Consider the following 23,722-nt stretch of genomic DNA (forward strand, 5'->3'; position numbering starts at 1 on the left):
GCGGAGTGCGGCACGCAGCGGAACGGGATCAGGCGGGGGCCGGAAAACGGTACGAAGGGCGGCACTGGCCCCGGAAGGGGCGGGCACTTGCATTAAAGATAGCGACGATTTTTACCTCGCGATTTCCGTGGCTGCCACCCGATCGCGCTGCCGCTGCGGCTGATTTGCGTCCTGCCGGGACGGCGCTTAACCTATGCGCTGCAGCGCTGGTGGCCCGGCGAATCTGCGGCGCCCGGACCTGTCCTTTAAGGATGTCCTATGCGCGGTCCAGCCGGGAAGTCAGGGCGAGCCGAACCGTGGGCCATTCGCTGTTGATAATCGAGAAGACGACGGTGTCGCGCAGCGTCCCGTCGCGCCAAACATCATGGTTGCGCAGCACGCCGTCCTGCTTTGCGCCCAGCCGGGCGATGGCCGCGCGGGACTGGTGGTTGTGCCAATGGGTGCGGAATTCCACCGCGATGCAGTCCAGGTCCTCGAACGCCCGGGTGAGCAGCAGGAGCTTGGCCTCGGTGTTGATCTGTGTGCGCTGGGCGCTGGCCGCCAGCCAGGTGGAGCCGATCTCCAGCCGGCGGTGCTCGGCCCGGATGTTGAGGTATGTGGTCATGCCGCAGACCGCGCCGGTGTCCGTGCGCCGGATGGCCCAGGACACCGCCGACCCTGCCTCATGCTGCGCCAGCCGGGCTTCGACGTCGCGGGCCATCTCCGACGGCGCCGGGATGCGGGTGTACCAGGTGTTCCACAGCTCGCCGTCCCGGACGGCCTCGGCCAGTTCGGGGATGTGAAGGGCGGACAGCGGCTCCAGAATCACGTTCGCGCCCGTGAGCATGACGGATGAGAGGAACGACGGCGGTGCGGAGGCGGGCTGTTCACTCATGGGAACAGCCTAAGCCGGGCACCGCCGTCGGACCGCTGACGAGGCACTCTGTGACGAGGCAGCTGTGAAGGCTGCCCTGCAGTGTCTCGGATGCCAGCGGACTGGGATGCCAGCCGGACGGAATGTCAGCGGACGGAGGGCGTCAGCGGACGGCGGGTGCGGCGTCGGCTGTTGCCGGTGCGGCGGTGCTGTTTTCTCCGGTGTTGATCGCGGCGTCGTTGAGTTCGGCGTCGGAGCTGGCCTCGGCGTCGGCCGGCTTGGGGATCAGGAAGGAAACGGCCAGGGCCAGCGCCAGAATGACTGCGCCGGCAATGATGCCGCCGTAGTAGCCTTCAGTGCCGGAGCCGTCCGCAGTGGTGGTCGCCGTCTGCGCGGCGTAGATCACTGCGAAGCTCAGGCCGGCACCCAGGTTGAACGCTCCAGCGTTCAGGCCCGGCAGGAAGCCGGGGTTCTCCTTCGGGGAGAGCATCACGCCCAGGCCGCTGAGCATGACGTTGCCGATGCCGGCGTAGGTGATGCCGATCAGCACCGAGATGGCCAGGAGGCCCAGGCGGGAATCGCTGTCGACCACCAGGAGCATCAGGGCCAGGGCGATGACGGAGCCGATCGTGCCGATGCGCAGCACCTTGGCGTAGCCCCAGCTGCCCGCGAGGCGGCCGGCAAACGGTCCAATGACCAGACCTGCGAGGGCGTACGGGGTGATGGTCCACCAGGCGGATTCCTCGGCGCCCATGCCGAAGCCAATGACGCCGTCCTGAGCGAGGGCGGGGATGATGCCGTTCATGACGGCGAAGACACCGGTCATGGTCAGCAGGGTGGTCAGCAGCAGGGCCCAGGTGGAGCGCTGCTTGAGCAGATGCGTCGCGATCAGGGGATGGTCGCTGCGGTTTTCCACCTTCCAGAAGACGGCGAACGCGACGGCGGAGATGACGATCAGTCCGGCCACCAGCATCCAGTTGGCTTCCGACAGCTTGCCGGCCTCGTTGAACGCGGTCAACAGGGTGCCCACCGAGATGACCAGCGGAATGACGCCCACCCAGTCCATTTTTTCCTTCTTCACGGCCATCGATTCGGGTGCCGTGGAGATAACCATCGCGGAAGCGATGACGCCGACAACGGCCATGGCCCAGAAGACCGAGGCAAAGCCGTGGTTCTGCGCCAGGTAACCGCCGGCAATGGCGTCGACGCCGGCGATGCCGCCGTTGACCGCGGCGATGACACCCATGAGCGTTCCGAAGCGTTTCGGCTCGCGGACCTCCACGCGCAGCATGATCATGGACAGCGCAACGGTCGGTCCGGAGACACCCTGGATCAGGCGGGCGAGGAACAGTACCTCGACGCTCGGCGCCAGCGCTGCCAGAACGGAGCCGAGGGTCAGGACCACCATCATTCCGGCGAGGACCTTCTTGCGGCCGATGATGTCGCCGAGCCGCGGCAGGAACAGGGAGAACAGGGCCGCGGACGTGAAGAACGCCGTCTGGGTCAGGGCTACGGCCGCAGAGGTGGTGTTCAGTTCCTCTTCGATGGTGACCAGGGCGGGGGAAAGCATTGAGGCGTTCAGCTGGAAGGCCATGCAGGCGGCCAGCAACGCCGTCATCAGCGCGGCCACGTTTACGCGGCGTTGGGTTGTTTCACTCACAGGTCTACCTCACCAATTCGTTTGCGGGCGCAACCAGATTCCAGACGTTCGAGGAATTCAGGTCGACGGCCACGGAAGTCTTGCAGTTCCGGGCACCGGCGCACGGAAATCCGCCACCGCCGTGCCCAGGATCAGAGAGTCGGATAGCTCCCCGCTGAGCGGGAAGCGGTGGACGGCCATCACTGAGATGTTGCGGGGTATCACGGCGGCGGAACCAGAATGAATCGGGGCCGGCAAACGAAAACCACGGCAGCACTGACCCCCGAAAGGGGTCTACAGAGATGGGCACTGCGTTAACGATATCGGCGTTTGAAGCCGCGATTTTTCCGGAAGGTTTTCCGCTCAACGGCTCGGGGGAGCTGATTTGCCTGCAGGGTGCCGCAGCTCTATGATTTGCATCCCACGGGAATAACCGGCAGTCCCAGGGCGGTTGATGTAAATGCAAACGCATGCAACAACCGAGGAGGTCGCCGAAATGGCGGATCGCAGGATCGTAGTCGTTACCGCTGGGCTGGGAGTCCCGTCGTCGAGCCGGATGCTGGCCGATCAGTTGGCAGGGGCCGCGCGTCAGGCTTTCGAAACGTCCGGTGCCCGGGCTTCGGTGAGCACGTTCGAACTGCGCGAGTACGCAGTGGACATCGCCAACACCATGGTGGCCGGCTACGCACCGCCAAAGTTGGACGCCCTCATCGCGGCGGTCAGCGAGGCTGATGCCCTCATCGCCGTGACTCCGGTGTTCACCGCTTCCATGAGCGGCCTGTTCAAGTCATTCTTCGACGTCATCGACAACACTGCGCTCGACGGCAAGCCCGTGATCCTCGGTGCGACCGGCGGCAGTGCCCGGCACTCCATGGTCCTGGACTACGCGATGCGGCCGATGTTCAGCTATCTGCGCGCCAGGGCCACGCCGACTGCGGTGTATGCGGCTCCGGAGGACTGGGGATCCGGGGATGCTGAGACGGCGACGCTGGATTCTCGCGTCCGCCGGGCAGCCTCCGAGCTCGTTGCGCTGTTCGGGGAACAGCAGCCAGCAGCGCGTCCCGACCCGCTGGTTTCGCTGCCGTTTGAGCAGTTGCTGGCCCAGACCCAGCGGGGGTAGGTTCGGGCAGTCGGACAGTCGGACAGTCGGACAGTCGGACAGTCGGGCAGTCGGGCAGTTCGGGCAGCCCGGATGCAGCGGCGCTGCAAGGCGTTATCGGACGCTTAGTCCCTGATGTCCTCCCGCTGCGGCTTGAGATGCAGAGGAACGTCCGCCGCGGTCACGGCGGGGAAGTCGCAGGTGAATTCTCCGCGATAGCCGAACAGGAATCCAAACAGCGGGTTCCTCACCTGCAGCTGGATGGTGAAGACCCGGCGGGAATCGTCGAACGACTCGTACAGATCCGCGCTGCCGGTCAGGAACGCGGGCACGGTGAAGCTGGCCGGGCCCTCGTGAAAGCGCAGAGCTGTCGACCGCAGGTGCAGCGACCCGTCGTCGCGCACGTTTAGCTTCAGATCGGTGGCCAGGTGCTGGTGGGTGCCCAGATAGTCGACGACGGCACCGCGGGCCGGGCTGTAGACCATTGTGGCGTCGAACCGCCGGCGCCTGCCGGGGCGGACTTCAAGGGTGCGGACAAAGGTGACCGTGGGCCGGCCGAAACCGTCGATGTAGGGATAGTTCTCCACGGTGAACGGGACATTTATCCCGCGGTCGGGAAAGAGGATGTTGCGGAACGCACCGAATCTCAGGAACGGCACGGTCCACCACGCGCCGCGGCGGACCTCGGTAAAGACACCGCGGCCTAAGCAGGCGTAGCCGCCGGACGGATCCACGCCGAAACGGCGCTGGAGCATCGGATGCAACCGGTCGAAGTCGGTGCCCAGCGCCTGCCGGAAGATGGACGCCTTCACGCCGGCAGCGCCGAGTGTCTCCACATAAATCTGCCTCGCAGCTCGGCTCGCCATGCCGGAATCCTAACCCGACGGCGGCCTGTGGGGAGCCTGCGGCGCCGACGCGGGACGCGGGAGCTGAAAAGCACTCAGGACGGGACCGGCGGCTGTTCTTTCGTGTCGTCCCATCCGAGGTTGGTGGCCATGCGCTGCAGCACTGCAACGAGTGCCATGTATTCGTCCTCCGAGACGTTCTCCGTGAGTTGTTCCCGGATGCGCTCGACGGCGCCGCGCAGGTTTTCCAAGCTGCGGCGCCCCAGATCGGTCAGCTGGTACTCGTCCTCTTCCAACGCCACCCAGCCGCTTTCGCGCAGTTCTTCAATCAGCTCCACCGAGGTGCCGGTCTCCACGACGGGAAAGTAGGGCCTCAGGCCGTCGGTCAGCTGCTTCTCGGAAGCGGGACCGTCGGTCAGCAGATTCATCATCTGCCACTGCCTCCGGGTGACGCCGTGTTCTTCGAAACTGGCTCCAAATTGGTCATCAACCAGTTGGTCCACGAGTTTGAGCCAGAATCCGATGGGACGTTCGTCAGTAGCCATCACCCCACTGTACAAATCAATTCCGGTTCACGGAATGGGCAATCCGGGTTCACTGAACGATTCGAATTCCTGCGGGAACCCCTGGTATTCCGGGAGCACTGTCTCGGATCCGGAACTGCTGTGTCGGATCGGGAACTGCTGTGTCGGATCCTGAACCGCGGCGCCGGACCGGGAACTACTGTCAGATCCGGGCGCGCATGCCGCAGCGCGGGCAGGGGGCGGAACGGGCGAGGTCCACGCACACAGCGCAGAGGGGCAGCTGGCCGTTGTCATCCCGCAGGGGACGGTTCGGCATCGACTTTCCACAGTATGGTCTGGGCCGTTGCGCATGGTGCATCGCCCGGCGCTTGCAGGGCGTGCAGAAAACATGCACGAGATCATCTTCATCCTTGACGGTCACATCCTGTGGATGGATGAGGGTTGATTCCTGGGTGCTCATAGTCCTTTCCCGATGACGGCGGGTCCTGACTCCCAGATTAATCGTGTCGGGAACCGGTCCGGGGTCGTGGGAACACCGTTCTCGCCCGTCATGGCGCGGATTCTGGAGGCTGCGAGCGGGAGCAGGCGTGCGGAAATTCATACCGGGCGGTCTCGCATCAGCGTTAGCCGGTGAGCCGGCGTCAGCGGGTGAGTCAGCGCCAGCGGGTGAGCCGGCGCCAGCGGGTGAGCCGGCGTCAGTCGAGCAGGGACCGGATGTCCTCCGCAGTGAGCGCGGAGCTGAACACGGCGTCGTCGTCCATCACCGAACTGAACAGTTTTGCCTTCTGCTCCTTCAGCGCCATCACCTTTTCCTCGATGGTTCCGCGGGCCACCATCCGGTAGACCATGACGTTGCGGGTTTGTCCGATCCGGTGCGTGCGGTCCACGGCCTGGGATTCGGCGGCCGGATTCCACCACGGATCGAGCAGGAACACGTAGTCAGCCTCGGTCAGGTTCAGGCCGAAACCACCGGCCTTGAGGCTGATGAGGAACACTGGCGCCTCGCCGTCCTTGAAGGAGTTGATGACGGCACCGCGGTCCCGGGTGGAGCCGTCCAGATAGGCATAGGGGATGCCGGCCGCATCCAGCCGCTCGGCAGCCTTCTTGAGGAAGGAGGTGAACTGGCTGAAGATCAGGGCGCGGTGGCCTTCCGCGGTGACGTCTTCGAGCTGTTCGAAGAGGGCATCGAGTTTGGCCGAGGGCACTCCGGCGTAGTCGTCGTCCACCAGCGAGGCGTCAAGGCTCAACATCCGCAGCAGGGTCAGGGAACGGAACACGATCATCCGGTTCCGGTCCAGGTCCTTGATCAGGCCCAGCAGCTTCTGCCGCTCGCGCTGCAGATGCATCTCGTAGATCTTGCGATGCTTCGGGCTCAACTCGACTTCCAGGACCTGCTCCTGCTTTTCGGGCAGGTCCTTGGCCACGGCTTCCTTGGTGCGCCGCATCAGGAGGGGCCTGATGCGGCGGCGCATCCGGGCGAGCAGCTTGGAGTCTTCGCCGCGTTCAATGGGGCGCTGGTATTCCTCAATGAACTTCCGGGCCGACGGAAACAGGCCCGGCGCCACAATGGCGAACAGGCTCCACAGCTCCAGCAGGTTGTTTTCCATCGGTGTGCCGGTAATCGCCAGCTTGAACGGTGCCTTCAGGTCGCGGGCGCACTGATGGGCGCGGGTGGTTCGGTTTTTGACGAACTGCGCCTCGTCGAGGATCAGCCCGTCCCACTCCAAATCGCGGTAGGAGGCAAAATCCAGCCGGAACACCGCATAGGAGGTGATCACAAGGTCGACGTCAGCGGTCAGCTCCGCCAGCGGCACCTTGGATTTAGCGGTGGTGTCGGGAATGGCAACAGTGCGCAGGCCCGGGGTGAAGCGGGCCGCTTCGGAGAGCCAATTGGGCACCACCGAGGTGGGTGCCACCACGAGGAAGGGGCGGCGGGGTGCGGGGGTGGCTGTGGCCGTGGCACCGGTGGAAGTGGTGGCACCCGTGGCACTCGTGGCACTCGGGGAGGCGTCGGCGCCCGACGCCGGGACGCCGTCGTCGTGCTTCGCTGTCTGTTCCCGGGCGTGGGCCAGCAGTGCCAGCGTTTGCAGGGTCTTGCCCAGGCCCATGTCATCAGCCAGGATTCCCCCGAGCCCGTGTTTCCAGAGGAAGGCCAGCCAGTTGTAGCCCTCCGTCTGGTAGGGGCGAAGCTCAGCGTGCAGTCCGGCCGGCAGCGTAACCTGTGCCACGGAATCCAGTTCCAGCAACCCGGTGACCGAGGCGCGCCACGCGGCTGCCTGCTCGGTCTCCTCCGCCAGTTCCTCCAGCTCCGACCACAGCCCGGCCTGATATCTGCTGATGGACAGTTCGCCGGTTTCCCACTCCTGCAGCCCCTCAGTTTCCTCAAGCAGTGCGTGGAGCTGGGCGAATTCGGGCCGGTCCAGCGACAAGTAGGTGCGGTCGGGGAGCAGGAGTTTGGTCTTGCCCTGGGAGAGGGCCTTGAAAACCTCTGCGAACGGCACGAGCCGGCCGTCCACGGTGATCATGATGCCGAGGTCGAACCAGTCGCGGCGCTCGGTCTCCACCGTGGTGATCCGCAGCTCCGGAACGCTGGTCAGCTCGCGGTAGTCGGGGCGCTCGCCGATGACGTCCACCCGGACGCCGTCGACCTTTTCGATTTTGGGCAGCAGGTATTCAGTGAACTCTGCGGTGTCGATGCCCGAGTATGAGCGGCTGCGGGGCACCGATCCGAGGACCTTGCCGACGGCGGTGAGCAGATCCGCTTCGGAGACCATGTCGCGGTAGCCTGCCGCCGGATCCGCTCGGGTGCCCAGCGGGATGCGCGTGATGTCGTCTCCCTGCCGGTACTCCCATTCCCAATCCAGGAACAGCGAGTCATCAGGCTGGAAGGACGCGGTGAGCACCAGCAGGGGCGGGGAAATCTCGGGGAATTCAACCGAGTTGTCGCTGCTGGTCACTGGCAGGACCTGGCGGAGCTTGGGATAGAACTTCTCCAAAAACACCGGGGCGTCATCTTCGGGGATCAGAACGGGTGCACCCTTGAGCAGGAGGCCCTTGTCCTGGTCGGTGAGCGGACGGGCTGTGGGCGCCAGCGTGATGACGTTTTCCGGGCTGCGCACATAAATGCCGTGTCCGGCAATGAGACCGGCGGCATCCGTGGGAAAGGGCTGGCCGTCAATTTTCAGTACCGGCAGCAGCTGCAGCGGAGCCGAGGTGCCCGGTTCCGTGGCCCGGACATCGAGTGACAACGCCGCCCGTTGCCCCAGCTGGACCGTTGTGTCTTTCTTGGTGCCAACAAATTCCACGCCAATCCGCCGGGCCTCTTCGAGCAGCTGCCACAGGAGCGGATTGGAGAAGTCGTCCAGGTACAGCCAGGAATCGTTCTGGCCGAAGTAGCTCACCCCGTTCGAGCGGTGCAGGGCGGGGAACTGCGAAAACCAGCGGTGCTGCTCCGGATTCAGCTTCAAACCATAGGTCTGGTAGGAAATGTTGCTCCAGGCCAGATTGTTTTTCACCCAGTTGCCCTTGGTATTGCGGACCACGGGGCGCACTCCCAGCCGGAACGAGGTGGCCCGGTGTGCGCTGCGGGGTGCCGGTGCTCCCCAGCGGGCGCTCATTCCGGCGTCGGACGTCCGCACCTCAAACTGCAGGGCCAGCGGAGTGGCTGCCGCCGGGGTGCTGCCGGTCAGGGCCTCAAGGTCGGCGTCGATCAATGTCTGCAGCGACTCCTGCCACGCCGGGACCGTTGGTTTGCCCGGTGTGCCGCCCGAGCCCGGCGTGCCGGGGCGGATGAATTCCTGCCGCGCCAGCAAATGGTCGGTATTGCTTTGGAGCGCGACGGCGGCCACGTGCTTGCAGTCGAAGCCCACCGGGCAGCTGCAGTGGTTGTCCAGCAGCCGGTAGTCGCCCTGCCGCTTTTCGCCCAACTGCAGCATTATCCGATACGGAACGGAGGAGTGTCCGCGGACTTTTGCCCGGAGCACTTCGGCCTGCGGATCCCATTCCAGTGTGTCCACCGCGCCGCCCTTGGCGTACGTCTGTCCGCGTTGGAAGGCCGCGCCGCCCACGACGCGGATGATGTCGGTGACATCGATGAGAGGCGGGGAGGAAGGCATGAATTTATCGTCTCACGCACTCCCGACACTTCCGCGACGGGTGTCCTGAAGACAGATGAGCATCCGTATCCAGGCGTGTTCCTGCAAAGCGGCGCGAATCTCGCTAGCATCGTGGACAGCGCAGATCACAATGGCGTGGTCTGCGTCTTCCCTCGGTTCCGAGCGGTTCCGAGAAGTGGGCTTCGTTCGAGAGCGTTGGAATCGTGAGGCATGGCTTCGCTGCCGAACCGCGACCCGTTCCTGAAGGGCTGGCGCCTATGGAAGCGGGGAAGGTCTGGCACGTATGGAAGCCGTGAAGGGCTGACGCCTATGGAAGCGGGTGGGGCGTCTAGAAGGGCGGCGGGTTGTCTCCGTAGCCGTCTGGATCATCTGGAGCACTTGGAGCACTTGGAGCACTCGGATCGCCGGGGGCGCTTGGAGCACCGGCATCATTGGCCCGTGATGGATCAATGCCCGCCGCGTCGCCTCCGCCATTCGCCTGGCCACCATTCGCCTTGATACCCGCTTGCAGTCCGCTGGCACCATCACAGGTTTCCTGAGAGCCCTTACCGGTTTCCCGGGACAGGCTCAGTTGCGGTTCGGTGCGGTAACACCTGCCGCCCGGTGAGGTCCACTCAATCACCCCGGGACGAGGCTGCCTGGCTTTCCAGAACCCTTCGGTTTTGAACATGTGATGCCGCCGGCACAAATGCTCCAGATTGTCATGATCAGTCGGCCCGCCCTGAGCCCACGGTTTGGTGTGGTCGATCTCGGAAATTACCGCGTTGGTCCGGCAGCCCGGGAACCGGCAGGTTCCGTCCCGCACCCGCAAAACCCGCTTCAATCCATCGGGAACCTTCCGCCGTTTCCCGACCCGCAGGATCTCTTCGGTGTCCGGATCGCGTTCCACCGGTGTCCATTTCATGGCCTCGCGGGCCATCCGCCGAGCCGTTACGGGACTGATCGGCCCATATCCGTTCAGTTCCGCCGGCTGATCATCGGCACCGAAGAGGGTTTCAGCATTGATCAGCACCAGAATCTCCGTCCGCGCCCGGGGACCATGGCCAATACGACAGGACCCGAACCCCTTGCCGGAACCGGAACCCTTACCTTCACTGCTGGCACCCCTGCCGGAGCCGGATCCCTTACGACGGCCCTTACCCTTCTTGCCCCCGGCACCCGTGCCACCACCGTTTCTGCACTCGTCCCCGCACTCATGCTCGTGGCCGCCCAACAGATCCGCGAGGATGTCCGTGCGCAACTGATCCACCGTGCGTGTGTCCCCGGCGGCCTGCTCTCCCCGGGCCGCAACACTGAGCTGAGTAAAGATTGCTTGGGCTTTCTCGGCCGGCAGTAACGCCGAGATCCAGGACATCCCGTCCGGCTCCGGCCGCACCCACACCGTCCGCTGCTCAAACGCCGTCGCCTGCCGCTGCACAATGGTTTCCGGATAATACTTCTCCCGCAACCGGTGCGCCTTCACCCGGAACTGGGTTCTGGTCTGGCCCGCCGCCATCCCCAGCAACTCCGCCTCGAACCCGGGCAACTCAGCCGGCACCACGCCCACACACTGCTCCACCAGGGTCTCCGCATGCCCGTAACTGATCTGTCCGGACTCCAACGCCTTCAGGGTGGCCGTGTTCCTGGTGCAGAGATCACCGGCCTGACTCATCAACGCCTTTCCCGTGCCGGCGGGAACTCCCAGAATGGTTGCGGCTTCCTCCGCGGCGAGGCTGAACGCCATCTCCGCGTCCCGCAACCCGGTAACGGATAGCGTCTCGTCCTCGTAGACCGTCTGCAGCCGGGACAGGACCCGAGCCTGCTGCGCCTGCACCCACCGCGACAAATGATTGAGCCGGGCCAACACCGTCCCGGTTTGCTCCTCAGTCAACGACTCCACATTCTGCAGGACCAGAGACCCGGTCAACCCATCACCCGGATCACTGCCGGCCACCCCGGGCTCGGCGACAAAGACGAACCGGCTGCGAGCTGCAGCGTCATCGCCAGTGCCGGGAGTCCCGGTCGAAGATCCGTTCTGATCCATGACTAAAGACTTTCACCCGGCACTGACATTCCTGGTTCGAGAAGCCCCAAAACAGCCCCAAAACAGCCCAAAACAGGCCCTTTTTCGGACTCTCAAATACTCGACTTTTGAGAAGAATTACTTGGCCTCAAAACCCGCCGGAAATGCCCGCCGCAAGCCCGCCCGCAAGCCGACCCGCAAGCCCGCCGTAAGCCCGGCCCCTCCGATGTCAGAGGGCGGAGGGTATTGCCGGGGTTCGCACTGCAGAGAAAAGCGGTCAGCCCTTGGGCTTCACCACGGGGAACCGGCCGCTGGGCTCTTCCCCCTCTTCGAAGTGGCTGGCTGCCGGACCCACGATCAGCGGATCCGGCGCATGCACCAGGGTCGTGTTCTTGTTGGGATAGTCGACTGAATGAAGGACCTGACGCATGGCCTCGAGCCGCGCCCGTTTCTTGTCGTTGGACTTCACCACCGTCCAAGGGGCATCACCGGTATCGGTGTAGAAGAACATGGCTTCCTTGGCTTCGGTGTAGTCATCCCACTTGTCGAGGCTGGCCAGGTCGGTGGGGGAGAGCTTCCACTGTTTCACCGGATCTGTTTCGCGGGCCGCGAATCGTGCCAACTGTTCGGCCCGCCCCACCGAAAACCAGAGTTTCGTCAGCAGCACGCCCGAGTTCACCAGCATCCGCTCCAACTCGGGTACCTCTCGCATGAACTCCAAGTACTGGGCTGGTGTGCAGTACCCCATGACGCGTTCGACTCCGGCCCGGTTGTACCAGGAACGGTCCATCATGACGATCTCGCCGCCGCTGGGCAGCCTCGCCACGTACCGCTGGAAATACCACTGGGTGCGTTCACCGTCGGTGGGCTTCTCCAACGCAACGATCCGTGCGCCGCGGGGGTTGAGATGTTCGTTGAAGCGCTTGATCGAACCGCCTTTACCGGCGGCATCGCGGCCTTCGAAGATGATGAGCATTTTCTGTCCGGTCTCCTTGACCCAGAGCTGCATCTTCAAAAGCTCGATCTGCAGGGCACGTTTTTGCTTCTCGTAGCTGCGCCGGGACAGCTTCGTATCGTAGGGGTAATTGTGCCGCCAAGCGTCGTCGTCGGCCTTTTCCTTGGGTTTTTTGGACTTGATTTTCAGTTCGCGCATTTCATCAAGTTCTTGGGCGTAGTCCTCCGCCACAGCGACCCTCTTGGTTTCGTCCGAGGGTTTGACGTCGCCGGCTGCCTTCACAGCGACGGGCTGTTCGGCGACCTTGTTGTCGGCGTTGATCGTCGTGGACTTATTCGTAACCATTGCATCTCCCTGCGCGGACGGTAAGTAACGAATCTACGTCCCGGCGACGGGGCAGGGAAGGGGTTTCACTGACCGGGCCAAGCACAGGGAGGACCGGCGACCAGCTTCGGTTCACCGGACTTCCCTTTGCCTGCGCTCGAGCTACCGGAGGAACGTACTGTCGAATCTCTTCATGAAGGCGGCCATGGCATCGCGGTTGACCGGGGTCAGGGGCCGGTAGGTCCCGTCACCCCAGCCGGTGGCGATACCCGAGGCCGCCAGCCACGAAATTTCCTTGTAAAACAGGTTGCTCTTTGGCACGTCGAGGAACGCCGACTTGCTGGGCGCGGAGTAGGACGGCGATTCCGCGAACCGGTACATGAAGGCTGCCATCGCATCGCGGTTTACCGGCTGCAGCGGGCGGTACGTCTTCGTGCCGTTGGCCGCAGTCCATCCGGTGGAAATTCCCCGGCTGTTGAGCCAGGTGATTTCCTTGTAGAACGGGTTGGTGGTGGCCACATCGGTGAACGGCGATTTTGCCGGCGGCGTGAAGTCCGGGCTTCCGTCCAGCCGGTACAGAAAAGCGGCCATCGCATCACGGTTGACGGCCTGCAGCGGCCGATAGGTCCTGGTGCCGTTGGCTTCGGTCCAACCAGTGGAAATGCCTTCCGTGGCCATCCAGAGCATCTCGTCGTAGAACTGGATGCCGGGAGGAACATCAGCAAACGGCGGTTTTGCCGGTGCCACCTTGGAGGTGGCGGCGGAGCGTTTGGTGACGGTCGCGTAACCGGTCTTTGAACCGGAGACGCTCACACTGATGGCCTGGCCGTTGTCCGCGTTGGTGAGCTTGTAGGTTTTGGCGGTCGCACCCTTGACCGCGGTGTTCCCGCGGTACCACTGGTAGGCCAAATCAACCGGTGCCGGTGCCCACGCGCCCGGTTCCGCGGTGAGGGTCGCACCGACGGCGGTGGCGCCGCTGATGGCGGGAACCGGGGCAATGAGCGGCATGGTTACCGCGGCAGCAGTATCCAGCAGCTTCGGCCCGCAGTAGGGCGTGCAGCCCTTCGGCAGGTCACGCGCGGTGGCCTTCAACCGGGCTTCCACCTGATCCGGCGTCATCTCCGGATAGGCGGCCAAGAGGAGGGCCGCTGCACCGGCCACGTGGGGTGCGGCCATGGAGGTGCCCTGAGCCTGGGAATAGCTTTCCTTTTGCGGAACTGACGATCCTTCGTTGAAGGTAGAGAGAATGCCGCCCGAAGCATTCCCTGACATGTTTCCGCCCGGGGCCATGATGTCGACGGCGGCACCGTAGTTTGAGTACGGAGCCCGGGAACCGTCCCGGCCCGTCGCGCCAACAGTGATCACGTTGCGGCAGTTCGCAGGTGTGGAATCGGCTGCCGGCCGGTTGCTGTTCCCGGCAGCCACAACCACTACGGCGTTCCGGCCAGTGGCATAGTTCACGGCGTCCTGCATGGACGCGGAGCAGGCACTGATGCCGCCGAGGCTGAGATTTATGACAGTTGCCGGGTTGCTGTTCGCCGGGACGTCCGGCAGGGTGCCGCCGGCAGCCCAGATGATTCCGTCCGAGATGTCAGAGAGGTATCCGCCGCACTCGCCCAGGACACGGACCGGCACAACTTTCGCTGCCGGGGCGATACCGCTGATGCCCATGCCGTTGTTGGCGCTGGCAGCAACAGTTCCCGTGACATGGGTTCCATGCCAGGTAGAGCGGCTGACACTGCAGTTGGCGGAATCATTCCAATCGCCTTCGTCCCGGGGGTCGTTGTCCCGCGCATCGCCGTCGCGCGCCATTGACGGACTGCTGATCAAATCGGTGCCGGGGAGGATCTGCGCGTTCAGGTCGCTGTGGTTGGTAATTCCGGTATCCACCACGGCCACAACTTGGCCGGCGCCCTGGGACACGTTCCACGCGTCGTTCACAGCGGCACCGCCTTCAGGCTCCCAAAGGTTCCATTGCTGGAAATAGAGAGGGTCTTTGGGGTCCGCCGCGGCGGGGAAGAGCAGAACATCGGGCTCGACGTACTCGACGTCGGGCTTGGCAGCGAGCGCGGCGACGACGGCGGCGGACTGATCCCGGGTCAGCTCTTGATCCACCTCGACCACTGACGCTCCGGTGCCGGTTTCGAAAAGCTCCGTAGCCTGCACACCCAGCGTGGTTGTCACTGAGCCGTAGGTGTCCAACCGTTCAACGGCAGTGATCCCGGCCTTGTCACGGAACTTCACGATGAAGCGGTTGGCGGGCGGCTCGGTGGCAGCGCTTCCCCCGATTTCCGACGACGACGGCGGCGGCGATGCCGGCGGCGATGACGACGACGAGGGCGACGAGGGCTGCGTGCCGCCGTCAGTGGCGAATGCCGGCGTTGAGATAACTGTGCCGCCGAGAAAAGCGGCAATAGCCAACACGGCCACCTGCCGCCTTAAAGCAAGATACTTCCCCATTTTTGTCCTGTCACAACGGCGGTCCGGGTCCGACTTCTGAGAAGCGGCCCCGGGCATCCGGTTACGCGGCCCGCCTTGTGACGAGCCGCGGGGAAACTCTAGGCGATACCCGGGGCATTCCCTATTTGTCCGTGCACCGACCCGGAATCGTTGCCCGGGCAACAACCCCGAAACCCCTAACCTCGAAGCTCCGAAAGCCCGTCGGAAAATCAACGGCGCAAAATCACCGATAATAAATACCGATGACTTCTCTGCGCTCGAAATTTCTGTCCCTGATAGCCCTGCCCGTAATCCTGTTCGGTTCCGCGGCCTGTACTCCGCTGACCGATGCCGGCTCAGATGCCGGAGCGAATGCCGGAACCGGCGCCTCCCATGCCGGTTCCGGTACTGCCGCGGTCCAGGAAGCAACAGCCGGCTCGGCGGTGGAGCAGCTGGAAACCCTCCCGATCAAGGGCAGGGCTCCCAAGACCGGCTATGACCGGGACGAGTTCGGACCGGCCTGGGCCGACGTCGACCGGAACGGCTGCGATACCCGCAACGACATCCTGGCGCGCGACCTCACCGCCGTCGTGTTCAAGGACGGAACCAAGGAGTGCGTGGTGGCGTCCGGCACCTTCGCCGATCCCTACACCGGTACGACCATCAGTTTCGTGCGCGGCAACGAGACCAGCACCGCCGTCCAGATCGACCACATCGTGGCGCTTTCCGATGCCTGGCAGAAGGGTGCGCAGCAGCTGTCCGCTGAGGAACGCGGCCAGTTCGCCAACGATCCGCTGAACCTGATGGCTGCCGACGGTCCTTCCAACGGTTCCAAATCGGATTCCGACGCCGCCTCCTGGCTGCCGCCGAACAAAGCCTTCCGCTGCGAGTATGTGGCCCGCCAGGTTGCGGTCAAGGCTGAATACCGCCTCTGGATGACACAGGCGGAGCACGACGCCGTCGCCGGAGTCCTCTCCGCCTGCCCGGACCAGCCGGTCCCCGACGCGGGCCGGGCCTCGAATGCCGCAGCAGCACCGCCCGCACCCGCACCGCCCGCAGCTGTACCGCCCGAGGTCGCCGACGCTGACGGCACGCCCGTGTACGCCAACTGTGCGGCGGTCAAGGCCGCAGGTGCGGCGCCCATCCGCGCCGGCGACGCAGGCTGGGAAGCAAAGTTCGACGGCGACGGCGACGGCGAGGGCTGCACCTCCTAGCCCACCCGGCCCGGCGCCGGGCAGCAACTGCGGTCGACACTTCTCGAAATCCTGCTTAGTCATGCTTGGGCGGAATTCCTCCCCGCCCCTAGGATGGGCCTACGGCGTTCCGGAAAGCCGGAACTCTGCTGCCTTATTCCATTGGAAACATTTGTTTTCAATTCCGAAATCTCTGGCTGTCAGGATCGATATATGAGCTCTTCATTAACAATTGGTTACGCCGCAATGCTGGAACAGTTCCACCCCACAGAGGCGGTGGCACTGTCCGAATATGCCGAGAGCAAGGGATTCTCCGGGGTTATGGCTGCAGACCATTTCCAGCCGTGGGTTCCGGCGCAGGGCCAATCCGCATTTGTCTGGAACGTACTGTCGGCTTTGGGTGAGCGCACCAAGGGCGATATCGGCCCCGGAGTTACCGCTCCCACGTTCCGGTGGCATCCGGCGATGGTGGCGCAGGCATCAGCCACGCTCGCCGCCATGTATCCCGGCCGGCACTGGCTCGGGCTGGGCTCCGGAGAAGCGCTCAACGAGCACATCACGGCGCAGTACTGGCCGGAGGCACCCGAGCGCATCAACCGGATGTTCGAAGCCATCGACATCATCAATAAGCTCTTCACGAATTCCCTGGCCGGCAAGGACGTCCGGCACAAGGGCGAGTTCTACAAGATGGAATCCACCCGGCTGTGGACCATGCCGGAAGTGGCCCCCGAAATCCTGGTCGCGACCGCGGGGCCCGTGACGGCCAAGCGCGCGGGCCGCCACGCCGACGGACTGATTACGGTGGGCGCTCCGTTGGAAAAGATCGGCATGCTCTTTGACAAGTTCGACACCGGAGCACGCGAGGCCGGCAAGGACCCGGACACGATGCCCAAGGTCCTGCAGCTGCACATGAGCTGGGCCGAGACGGACGAAGAAGCGCTGACCAACGCCATGGTGGAATGGCCCAACGGCGGCATGAAGTTCCCCAAGGGAGACATCCGCTCGCCGTTCGAACTCGAGCAGATGGCCAAACTGGTTCGGCCGGAGGACTTCGAGGGACGTCTGGTGATTTCCAGCGACCCCGATGTCCACCGCGCGTACATCCAGAAATTCGTCGACCTGGGCTTTGACCGCATTTACCTGCATAACGTCGGCCGGAACCAGCGCGAGTGGATCGACGTCTTCTCCCGCGATGTGCTGCCCGCGCTCAAGCGTTAACCGATGCGCAGCATCACGCTGTTTGCGCTGCCGGGCATTGGAGAGATCGCTCCGGGGACGGACCTGGCCGCCGTGGTTTTGTCCGCCGCCGGAGCGGTCCCGGACTTTGCCCTGCAGCCGGGCGACATCCTGGCGGTCACCTCCAAGATCGTGTCCAAGGCTGAGGGGCGCCAGGTTCCGGCGGGGGACCGCGAACAGGCGATCACCAACGAGACCGTTCGGCTTGTGGCCAGCAAGGTCCATCCCGGCGGAGTGACCAGGATTGTGGAAAACAAACTGGGCATCGTGGCCGCCGCCGCCGGGGTGGACAACAGCAACACTCCGGCCGGCACCGTCCTGCTCCTTCCCGTGGACCCGGACGCCTCGGCCCGGGCGCTGTGTGCAGGCCTGCGCCGGGCGCTGGGCTTCGACGTCGGCGTGGTCATCACCGACACGATGGGCCGGGCCTGGCGCGAAGGACAGACCGACGCCGCCATCGGAGCCGCGGGACTCGAGGTCATCACCGATCTGCGCGGCAGCATGGATAGCTTCGGCCAGCAGATGAAGGCGACAATGACCGCCGTCGCTGACGAGATTGCGGCGGCAGCCGACCTGATCAAGGGCAAAACCAGCCAGTGCCCGGTAGCGGTGCTGCGCGGCCTGCCGGAACTCGTCCGCCCCGCTTCGCCCGGTTCCCGGGACGACGGCGCCCGGACCCTGATCCGCCCGGCCGAGCAGGACATGTTCCGGCTGGGCAGCGACGAGGCCTGGCGCGAAGGCTACGCCGCGGCATGCCGGGACGCCGGGCTGCCGGTACCGGAGTATCAGCAGGAGGCTTAGGCGGACGTGGCGTAGGCGCGCGCACCGGCTGCGCTGACTGAACCGGCTGCGCCGTCCGCCGGCAGGGACAACGCAATCAGCGGCCGGCCCGTGGCCGGATGCTCCAGTACATGGGCCTGGACCCCGTAAACCGTCCCGATCAGGTCAGCCGTCAGGACGGTGCGGGGATCGCCCGCTGCCACCACGGTGCCGCCGGAGAGGACAATGACGTGGTCGCAGTGGGCTGCGGCGTGCGTCAGGTCGTGCAGCGCTGCGACAACGGCGATGCCCTGCCCGGCCAGCTGCCGCATCAGATGCAGCGTGGTCAGCTGGGCGTGCGGATCCAAGTGGTTGGTGGGCTCGTCCAGCAGCAGCAGCTGCGGTTTCTGCGCCAGCGCGCGGGCCAGCTGGACCCGCTGCCGCTGACCGCCGGAAAGTTCGCTGAACAGCCGGTCCGCGAGCTGGGGAACACCGGCGGACTGAAGCGCCGTCACCACCTCGGCGTCGTCCTCGCTGGTGCCGAACCCCAGCAGCGAGCGGTGCGGCATGGTTCCCAGCGACACGACGTCGCGCACTGTCAGCGGAGTGTCCGTACCGGATTCCTGCTCCGCCAGCGCGGCTATGCGGGCCCGTTCCCGGCGGGGCAGGCGCAGCAGGTCCCGGCCCTGCCAGAGCACCGTGCCCCTGCGGACGGGAACCACACCGGCCAGGGCCCGCAGCAGCGTGGATTTGCCGGCCCCGTTGGGACCGACCAGAGCGGACAGCGCGCCGGCCGGAACGGTGCAGTCCACCCCGTCCACCACGAGTTTTCCGCCGAGGGAAACGTCCACGCCCGCCGCCTGCAGGTCGTTCACACGGGCTCCGGAGCCCATTTCACCGTTGTTCATGCCCCGCCCTTCCGCCGCGCCAGCACGTAGGCGAAGACCGGAGCGCCAAGCACTGCGGTCACCACGCCCACGGGAAGCTCCCGGGGCTCGAACACGAACCGGGCCGCAGTATCGGCCCAAATCAGGAAGATGGCTCCGAGCAGGGCCGAGAGCGGCAGCAGCGAGCGGTGCCCGGGGCCGGTCATCATCCGGACCACATGCGGAAACACCAGTCCGATGAAGCCGATCGCCCCGCTCACGGAAACCATGGCGCCGGTCAGCAGGGCTGTTGCCGCCAGCATGCTCCACCGCACGGCCGGAACGTTGATGCCCAGGGCCGAGGCGGCGTCGTCGCCAAAGGCAAACCCGTCCAGGATCCGCGACGCGGCCAGCAGCGGAATGCCCACCGCAACCAACGCCCCGGCGGCGATCCCGGCACTGGACCACTGCGCACCGCTCAGCGACCCGAGCAGCCAGCCCAGGATGTTCCGGTAGGAGTCGCCGGTGGCGGTCCAGAAAATCACCAGGCTGGTCAGGGCGCTGCCGAGGGAAGAGACCGCCACGCCGGCCAGGACGGTGCGCGACGGCGTCAGCCCGCCGGCCAGCCGGGCCAGCAGCAGCGTTGCCGCCAGCGCCGCCAGTGCGCCGATGAACGCCGCCAGCGGAAGCAGCAGCTGCAGGCCCAGCAGGACCACGCAGACCGCTCCCAGCGAGGCACCCGAAGACAGGCCCAGCAGATACGGGTCGGCCAGCGCATTGCGGGTCAGCGCCTGCATGACTGCGCCGCTGATCGCCAAACCGGCCCCCACGGCGGCAGCGGTCAGCACCCGGGGCAGCCGCAGCTCCCAGATGATTCCGTCGTGCAGGGCGGAGAGCGGGCTGGTGCCGATCCCCAGATGGGAGAGGATCGTGCCGAAAGCATCGGCCACGCTGATGTCCGCAGGCCCCACCGTTGCCGCCGCCGCAATGGAAAAGACCAGCGCGGCGGCCAGCACCGCCGTCGCGGTCCCGGTGCGGAACCGGCGGCGGGAGGCCGGCGCTGCCGCAGCGTCCGACGGCGTTCCCGGGTTGGGCGGGCGTGCGGACGGGCGCGGTGACGGGCGGGTCTCGCGCGGTTGGGTGCGGACGGCGGTCACGGCAGGCTCGAGAGCTGGTCGGCGAGGTCCGCCACCGCTTCGGCGTTCCGGACTCCGGCCTCCCCGGCAGCGAAGGGGAGGACCAGATAGCGTTCGTTGATCACCGCGTCCATGCCCGCCGTGGCCGGCATCGACGCCAGCAGCTCCTTCTTGGACTCGGCGGTGTTCCGGTCTGCGTCCACCAGGACGATGACATCGGGATTGGCCGCCACCACGGTCTCCCAGCTCAGCGAAGCCCACGAATCTTCGACTCCCGCGGCAATGTTCTCCAGGCCGAGCTCTTCCATCATCATCTGCGGAGCTCCCAGGCCGGCGCCCGCGTACGGAGTGTCCCGTCCCGAGGAGAACCAAAAGGCGGTCCGGCCCTCGCCGGCCGGCGGAACGCCGTCGAGCACCTCGCGCTGGTCGGCGATCAGGGCGGCAGCGGCATCGGGGGCCCCGAAGAGGTCGCCCGCTTCGGTGATCTGCGCGAACACGTCCTCGAAGTCCAGCTTGCCCGGGAGCCCCTCTTCCCGGCAGGCCGCCGGAGAGACATAGCTGCCGATGCCCATTGAAGCCAGGAAACCGCGCTCGCCGGCGGTGTCCGAGCTCAGGTTCGATTCCCAGCCGGCGTAGATGAAGTCCGGCTCGAGTTCCAGGACCGCTTCCTGCGTGGGTGCGGCGTCGGAGAGCGAGGGCACCGACGCGGCGTCGGCTGCCAGCGATTCGGGAACCGGACCGTCGGAGAAAGCGGTGCCGACCACTTTGTCGCCCAGGCCCAGGGCCAGCAGCGTTTCCAGCGCAGTGGATTTTATCGTCACAATTCGCTCGGGCGGTGACTTCAAGGTGACTTCCGTGCCGCAGTTGGTCACGGTCACCGGGTACGACGCCGCTGCCTCGGTGGAGCCGGAAACGGCGGTTCCGCCGGTATTTTCGGCTGCCGGTGCAGCCGGTGCCGGCGTTCCGGAGCAGCCAACAATTCCGGCCAGGCCGGCGGCCAGGAGCAGGGAATAGGCAGGGTAAAGGGAGCGGTTCATAGTTCCTCGCAGGTCTTAGGGATATCGGAGGGATCTATGGCCCAAATCCAGACCAGCTCTACCGGCCATAACAAGGCGGGTGATCTATCGAGGAGGTTAGCACCCCTTCGTTTCGGATCGTGTTTCCAAGGGGGTCCGCCGCGGCATTATCCGCGCCAGCGGTGCTCCGCGCAATAGTTTAAAAACCCTTGCAGGTTCCGTCTTGAGCGTCAAGGATGAACAGACGCCTCGGCAATCCAACGCAGCTTTTTAACGCGGTGGAAATGTTGGGGAAATGTTCAGCACGAAGACTGATAAAGGCCCTTCAACCGGCCAATCGTTACCGCACCACGTTTGCCGTTACTAGGAGGCACAATGACAATCATCCGTACAGCTTTGACTCAGACGACCTGGACCGGGGATGAGGAATCCATGGTCGCCAAGCACGAGGAGTTTGTCCGCAAGGCAGCTGCCGAGGGCGCGCAGATCATTTGCTTCCAGGAATTGTTCCACGGCCCGTATTTCGGGATTGTGCAGGACAACAAGTACTACGAGTACGCACAGAAGGTTCCGGGACCCCTCACCGAACGGTTCTCGAAGCTCGCCGCCGAGCACAACATGGTGATCATCCTGCCGATTTACGAAGAGGACCAGCCAGGCGTCCTGTACAACACCGCAGCAGTCATCGACGCCGACGGAACGTACCTGGGCAAGTACCGCAAGAACCACATTCCGCACGTCGAGAAGTTCTGGGAAAAGTTCTACTTCCGGCCGGGGAACATGGGCTGGCCGGTGTTCGAGACCGCCGTCGGAACCGTGGGCGTGACCATTTGCTACGACCGCCACTTCCCCGAGGGCTGGCGTGTCCTGGGCCTGAACGGTGCCCAGCTCGTCTTCAACCCGAACGCTTCCAAGCCGGGCCTGTCCAACCGGCTCTGGGAACTGGAACAGCCCACCGCTGCAGCCGCCAACGGCTACTACGTGGTAGTCCCCAACCGGGTGGGCGCCGAAACGAACGAATTCGGCGATGAAGCCGTCGACTTCTACGGCACTTCCTACATGGTCGATCCGCAGGGCAACTACGTCGGCGAGATCGGCGCCCGCGACGGCGATGAGCTGATGATCCGCGACTTGGACATGGACCTGGTCCGCACCGCGCGCAACAACTGGCAGTTCTACCGCGACCGCCGCCCGGACGCCTACGCGCCGATCACCGCGCCGTAGCCCTTCCTGCAAACGCGCCAACGGGCCTTAAACAGGCCGCGCCTTTAACACAGACAAGGATGTCGTTTTGAGTACAACACTGATCACCGGAGGCACAGTTGTCACCTCCACCGGCCGCAGCGAGGCGGACGTTCTCATTGACGGGGAAAAGATCGCAGCGGTACTCGCCCCCGGGTCCACGCTGCTGGGCCACGACCTTGCCCGCTCTGTGGACACTGTCCTGGACGCCACGGGCAAGTATGTGATTCCCGGCGGCATTGACGCCCACACGCACATGCAGATGCCGTTCGGCGGCACCGAAGCCTCCGACACGTTCGAAACCGGAACCCGCGCGGCGGCCTGGGGCGGAACGACGACGATCGTTGACTTCGCGATCCAGCGGTACGGAGAGCGAGTGATGGACGGCTTGGCCGCGTGGCATGAAAAGGCCGCCGGGGAATGCGCCATCGACTACGGGTTCCACCAGATCGTCGGCGACGTGAACGACGATTCGCTGAAGGCAATGGCGGGGCTCATTGACGAGGGTGTCTCCAGTTACAAGCTGTTCATGGCGTATCCGGGCGTCTTCTACAGCGATGACGCGCAGATTTACAAAGCCATGCGGGTTGGCGCCGAGACCGGGCTGATGACCATGATGCATGCCGAGAACGGTCCGGCCATTGACGCCATGGTCACCGAGCTGCTGGCCCAGGGGAAAACCGATCCCTACTATCACGGGGTGGCACGGGCCTGGCAGATGGAGGAGGAAGCCACACACCGGGCCATCATGCTGGCCAACCTCACCGGGGCGCCCCTGTACGTGGTGCATGTGTCGGCGAAGCAGGCCGTCGAGCAGCTGGCCGCCGCCCGCGACAACGGCCAGAACGTCTTCGGCGAGACCTGCCCGCAGTACCTCTACATGAGCCTGGAGGACCAGCTGGGCGCCGAGGGGTTTGAGGGCGCCAAATACGTCTGTTCCACGCCGCTGCGCTCCAAGCACGAACACCACCAGGACCACATGTGGCAGTCGCTGCGCACCAACGACATCCAGATGGTCGCCACCGACCACTGCCCGTTCTGCATGAAGGGGCAGAAGGATCTGGGCGTGGGGGACTTCTCCAAGATTCCCAACGGCATCGGATCGGTGGAGCACCGCCTGGACCTGATGTACCAGGGCGTGGTGGACGGAAAAATCACGCTGGAGCGCTGGGTGGAGATCACCAGCACGACGCCGGCCCGCATGTTCGGCATGTACGGCGCCAAGGGCGTGATCGCGCCGGGAGCCGATGCCGACGTTGTCATCTACGACCCGGCGGGCCACACCTCGATCGGGCTGAACAAAACCCACCACATGAACATGGATTACTCGGCGTGGGAGGGCTACGAGATTGACGGGCATGTCGACACCGTGCTGTCCCGGGGCCGGATCCTCATCAACGACAACGAATACCTCGGGGCCAAGGGCCACGGCCGGTACGTCCGCCGCGCCCCGAGCCAGTACCTGATCTAGGAACGGAA

General features: G+C 64.9%; 17 protein-coding genes. 6 read left to right on the top strand and 11 right to left on the bottom strand.

Annotated elements, in window-relative coordinates:
• Window positions 1-256 precede the first annotated feature (256 nt).
• Together QNO08_RS02585 and uriT are read right to left on the bottom strand one after the other, a co-directional pair.
• A complete protein-coding gene (locus QNO08_RS02585) occupies window positions 257-874 on the bottom strand; it encodes a GNAT family N-acetyltransferase (RefSeq protein WP_229968198.1) in 618 nt (205 codons plus the stop codon).
• A 142-nt stretch (window positions 875-1,016) separates the two neighbouring features.
• Entirely contained in the window at window positions 1,017-2,513 is a 1,497-nt protein-coding gene (uriT, locus tag QNO08_RS02590) for a uridine transporter UriT (protein WP_284016156.1), read from the bottom strand.
• A gap of 475 nt (window positions 2,514-2,988) precedes the next feature.
• Here uriT and QNO08_RS02595 point away from each other — a divergent pair, with 475 nt between their 5' ends.
• Entirely contained in the window at window positions 2,989-3,612 is a 624-nt protein-coding gene (locus QNO08_RS02595; RefSeq protein WP_229968200.1) for an FMN reductase, read from the top strand.
• A 104-nt stretch (window positions 3,613-3,716) separates the two neighbouring features.
• Here QNO08_RS02595 and QNO08_RS02600 read toward each other — a convergent pair whose 3' ends face one another.
• The 6 genes from QNO08_RS02600 to QNO08_RS02625 form a co-directional block, all read right to left on the bottom strand.
• Window positions 3,717-4,457 carry a DUF4166 domain-containing protein gene (locus QNO08_RS02600; RefSeq protein ID WP_229968202.1) on the bottom strand — a complete coding sequence of 247 codons (741 nt, stop codon included), beginning with the start codon at window positions 4,455-4,457 and terminating at the stop codon, window positions 3,717-3,719.
• 74 nt (window positions 4,458-4,531) lie between these two features.
• Complete coding sequence (locus tag QNO08_RS02605) at window positions 4,532-4,981, bottom strand: MarR family winged helix-turn-helix transcriptional regulator (protein ID WP_229968205.1); 450 nt, start codon at window positions 4,979-4,981, stop codon at window positions 4,532-4,534.
• Window positions 4,982-5,655: 674 nt separating this feature from the next.
• A complete protein-coding gene (locus QNO08_RS02610) occupies window positions 5,656-9,075 on the bottom strand; it encodes a DEAD/DEAH box helicase (protein ID WP_229968209.1) in 3,420 nt (1,139 codons plus the stop codon).
• A gap of 328 nt (window positions 9,076-9,403) precedes the next feature.
• Window positions 9,404-11,098, bottom strand: coding sequence for an HNH endonuclease signature motif containing protein (locus QNO08_RS02615; protein WP_229968211.1), 1,695 nt, complete (start codon window positions 11,096-11,098; stop codon window positions 9,404-9,406).
• Window positions 11,099-11,354: 256 nt separating this feature from the next.
• On the bottom strand, window positions 11,355-12,377 hold the full coding sequence (ppk2, locus tag QNO08_RS02620; RefSeq protein ID WP_229968213.1) for a polyphosphate kinase 2: 1,023 nt from the start codon (window positions 12,375-12,377) through the stop codon (window positions 11,355-11,357).
• A 141-nt stretch (window positions 12,378-12,518) separates the two neighbouring features.
• Window positions 12,519-14,777, bottom strand: a complete 2,259-nt coding sequence (locus tag QNO08_RS02625; protein WP_284155635.1) for a S8 family serine peptidase — start codon at window positions 14,775-14,777, stop codon at window positions 12,519-12,521.
• A gap of 281 nt (window positions 14,778-15,058) precedes the next feature.
• On the opposite strand from QNO08_RS02625, the gene QNO08_RS02630 reads away from it, so the two are divergent.
• The 3 genes from QNO08_RS02630 to QNO08_RS02640 all read left to right on the top strand — a co-directional run bounded on the left by QNO08_RS02630 (window position 15,059) and on the right by QNO08_RS02640 (window position 18,025).
• The gene (locus tag QNO08_RS02630; RefSeq protein WP_229968217.1) at window positions 15,059-16,009 is read left to right on the top strand and encodes a GmrSD restriction endonuclease domain-containing protein; all 951 of its coding nucleotides are present in this window, start codon (window positions 15,059-15,061) and stop codon (window positions 16,007-16,009) included.
• Between the two features lie 192 nt (window positions 16,010-16,201).
• Entirely contained in the window at window positions 16,202-17,206 is a 1,005-nt protein-coding gene (locus tag QNO08_RS02635) for a TIGR03557 family F420-dependent LLM class oxidoreductase (RefSeq protein ID WP_229968219.1), read from the top strand.
• Window positions 17,207-17,209: 3 nt separating this feature from the next.
• A complete protein-coding gene (locus QNO08_RS02640) occupies window positions 17,210-18,025 on the top strand; it encodes a coenzyme F420-0:L-glutamate ligase (RefSeq protein WP_229968221.1) in 816 nt (271 codons plus the stop codon).
• Here QNO08_RS02640 and QNO08_RS02645 read toward each other — a convergent pair.
• Genes QNO08_RS02645 through QNO08_RS02655 form a run of 3 tightly spaced genes read right to left on the bottom strand, consistent with a single transcriptional unit; the run spans window position 18,022 to window position 21,022 of the window.
• Window positions 18,022-18,891, bottom strand: coding sequence for an ABC transporter ATP-binding protein (locus tag QNO08_RS02645; protein ID WP_229968223.1), 870 nt, complete (start codon window positions 18,889-18,891; stop codon window positions 18,022-18,024). The two genes, QNO08_RS02640 and QNO08_RS02645, sit on opposite strands and share 4 nt — an antisense overlap.
• The gene (locus tag QNO08_RS02650) at window positions 18,888-20,006 is read right to left on the bottom strand and encodes a putative F420-0 ABC transporter permease subunit (RefSeq protein ID WP_442860546.1); all 1,119 of its coding nucleotides are present in this window, start codon (window positions 20,004-20,006) and stop codon (window positions 18,888-18,890) included. The genes QNO08_RS02645 and QNO08_RS02650 overlap by 4 nt, the downstream gene beginning before the upstream one ends.
• Window positions 20,003-21,022, bottom strand: a complete 1,020-nt coding sequence (locus QNO08_RS02655; protein WP_229968225.1) for a putative F420-0 ABC transporter substrate-binding protein — start codon at window positions 21,020-21,022, stop codon at window positions 20,003-20,005. Before QNO08_RS02655 ends, QNO08_RS02650 begins: the two co-directional genes overlap by 4 nt.
• 354 nt (window positions 21,023-21,376) lie before the next feature.
• Between QNO08_RS02655 and QNO08_RS02660 the strand changes: the two genes are divergently transcribed.
• Together QNO08_RS02660 and hydA are read left to right on the top strand one after the other, a co-directional pair.
• Window positions 21,377-22,225, top strand: a complete 849-nt coding sequence (locus tag QNO08_RS02660; protein ID WP_229968227.1) for a nitrilase-related carbon-nitrogen hydrolase — start codon at window positions 21,377-21,379, stop codon at window positions 22,223-22,225.
• Between the two features lie 67 nt (window positions 22,226-22,292).
• Window positions 22,293-23,714 (top strand): dihydropyrimidinase, encoded by a 1,422-nt coding sequence (hydA, locus tag QNO08_RS02665; protein ID WP_229968229.1) that lies wholly within the window; start codon window positions 22,293-22,295, stop codon window positions 23,712-23,714.
• Window positions 23,715-23,722 lie beyond the last annotated feature (8 nt).

It is taken from the genome of Arthrobacter sp. zg-Y820 (assembly GCF_030142155.1).
Lineage (GTDB): Bacteria > Actinomycetota > Actinomycetes > Actinomycetales > Micrococcaceae > Arthrobacter_B.

Excerpts from the sequence above, each read along its gene's own strand:
- QNO08_RS02610 (WP_229968209.1), bottom strand. The coding sequence starts at position 9,075 with ATGCCTTCCTCCCCGCCTCTCATCGATGTCACCGACATCATCCGCGTC.
- QNO08_RS02655 (WP_229968225.1), bottom strand. The coding sequence starts at position 21,022 with ATGAACCGCTCCCTTTACCCTGCCTATTCCCTGCTCCTGGCCGCCGGC.
- QNO08_RS02605 (WP_229968205.1), bottom strand. The coding sequence starts at position 4,981 with ATGGCTACTGACGAACGTCCCATCGGATTCTGGCTCAAACTCGTGGAC.
- QNO08_RS02600 (WP_229968202.1), bottom strand. The coding sequence starts at position 4,457 with ATGGCGAGCCGAGCTGCGAGGCAGATTTATGTGGAGACACTCGGCGCT.
- QNO08_RS02640 (WP_229968221.1), top strand. The coding sequence starts at position 17,210 with ATGCGCAGCATCACGCTGTTTGCGCTGCCGGGCATTGGAGAGATCGCT.
- QNO08_RS02615 (WP_229968211.1), bottom strand. The coding sequence starts at position 11,098 with ATGGATCAGAACGGATCTTCGACCGGGACTCCCGGCACTGGCGATGAC.
- QNO08_RS02660 (WP_229968227.1), top strand. The coding sequence starts at position 21,377 with ATGACAATCATCCGTACAGCTTTGACTCAGACGACCTGGACCGGGGAT.
- QNO08_RS02635 (WP_229968219.1), top strand. The coding sequence starts at position 16,202 with ATGAGCTCTTCATTAACAATTGGTTACGCCGCAATGCTGGAACAGTTC.
- QNO08_RS02595 (WP_229968200.1), top strand. The coding sequence starts at position 2,989 with ATGGCGGATCGCAGGATCGTAGTCGTTACCGCTGGGCTGGGAGTCCCG.
- QNO08_RS02645 (WP_229968223.1), bottom strand. The coding sequence starts at position 18,891 with ATGAACAACGGTGAAATGGGCTCCGGAGCCCGTGTGAACGACCTGCAG.
- QNO08_RS02630 (WP_229968217.1), top strand. The coding sequence starts at position 15,059 with ATGACTTCTCTGCGCTCGAAATTTCTGTCCCTGATAGCCCTGCCCGTA.
- ppk2 (WP_229968213.1), bottom strand. The coding sequence starts at position 12,377 with ATGGTTACGAATAAGTCCACGACGATCAACGCCGACAACAAGGTCGCC.
- QNO08_RS02585 (WP_229968198.1), bottom strand. The coding sequence starts at position 874 with ATGAGTGAACAGCCCGCCTCCGCACCGCCGTCGTTCCTCTCATCCGTC.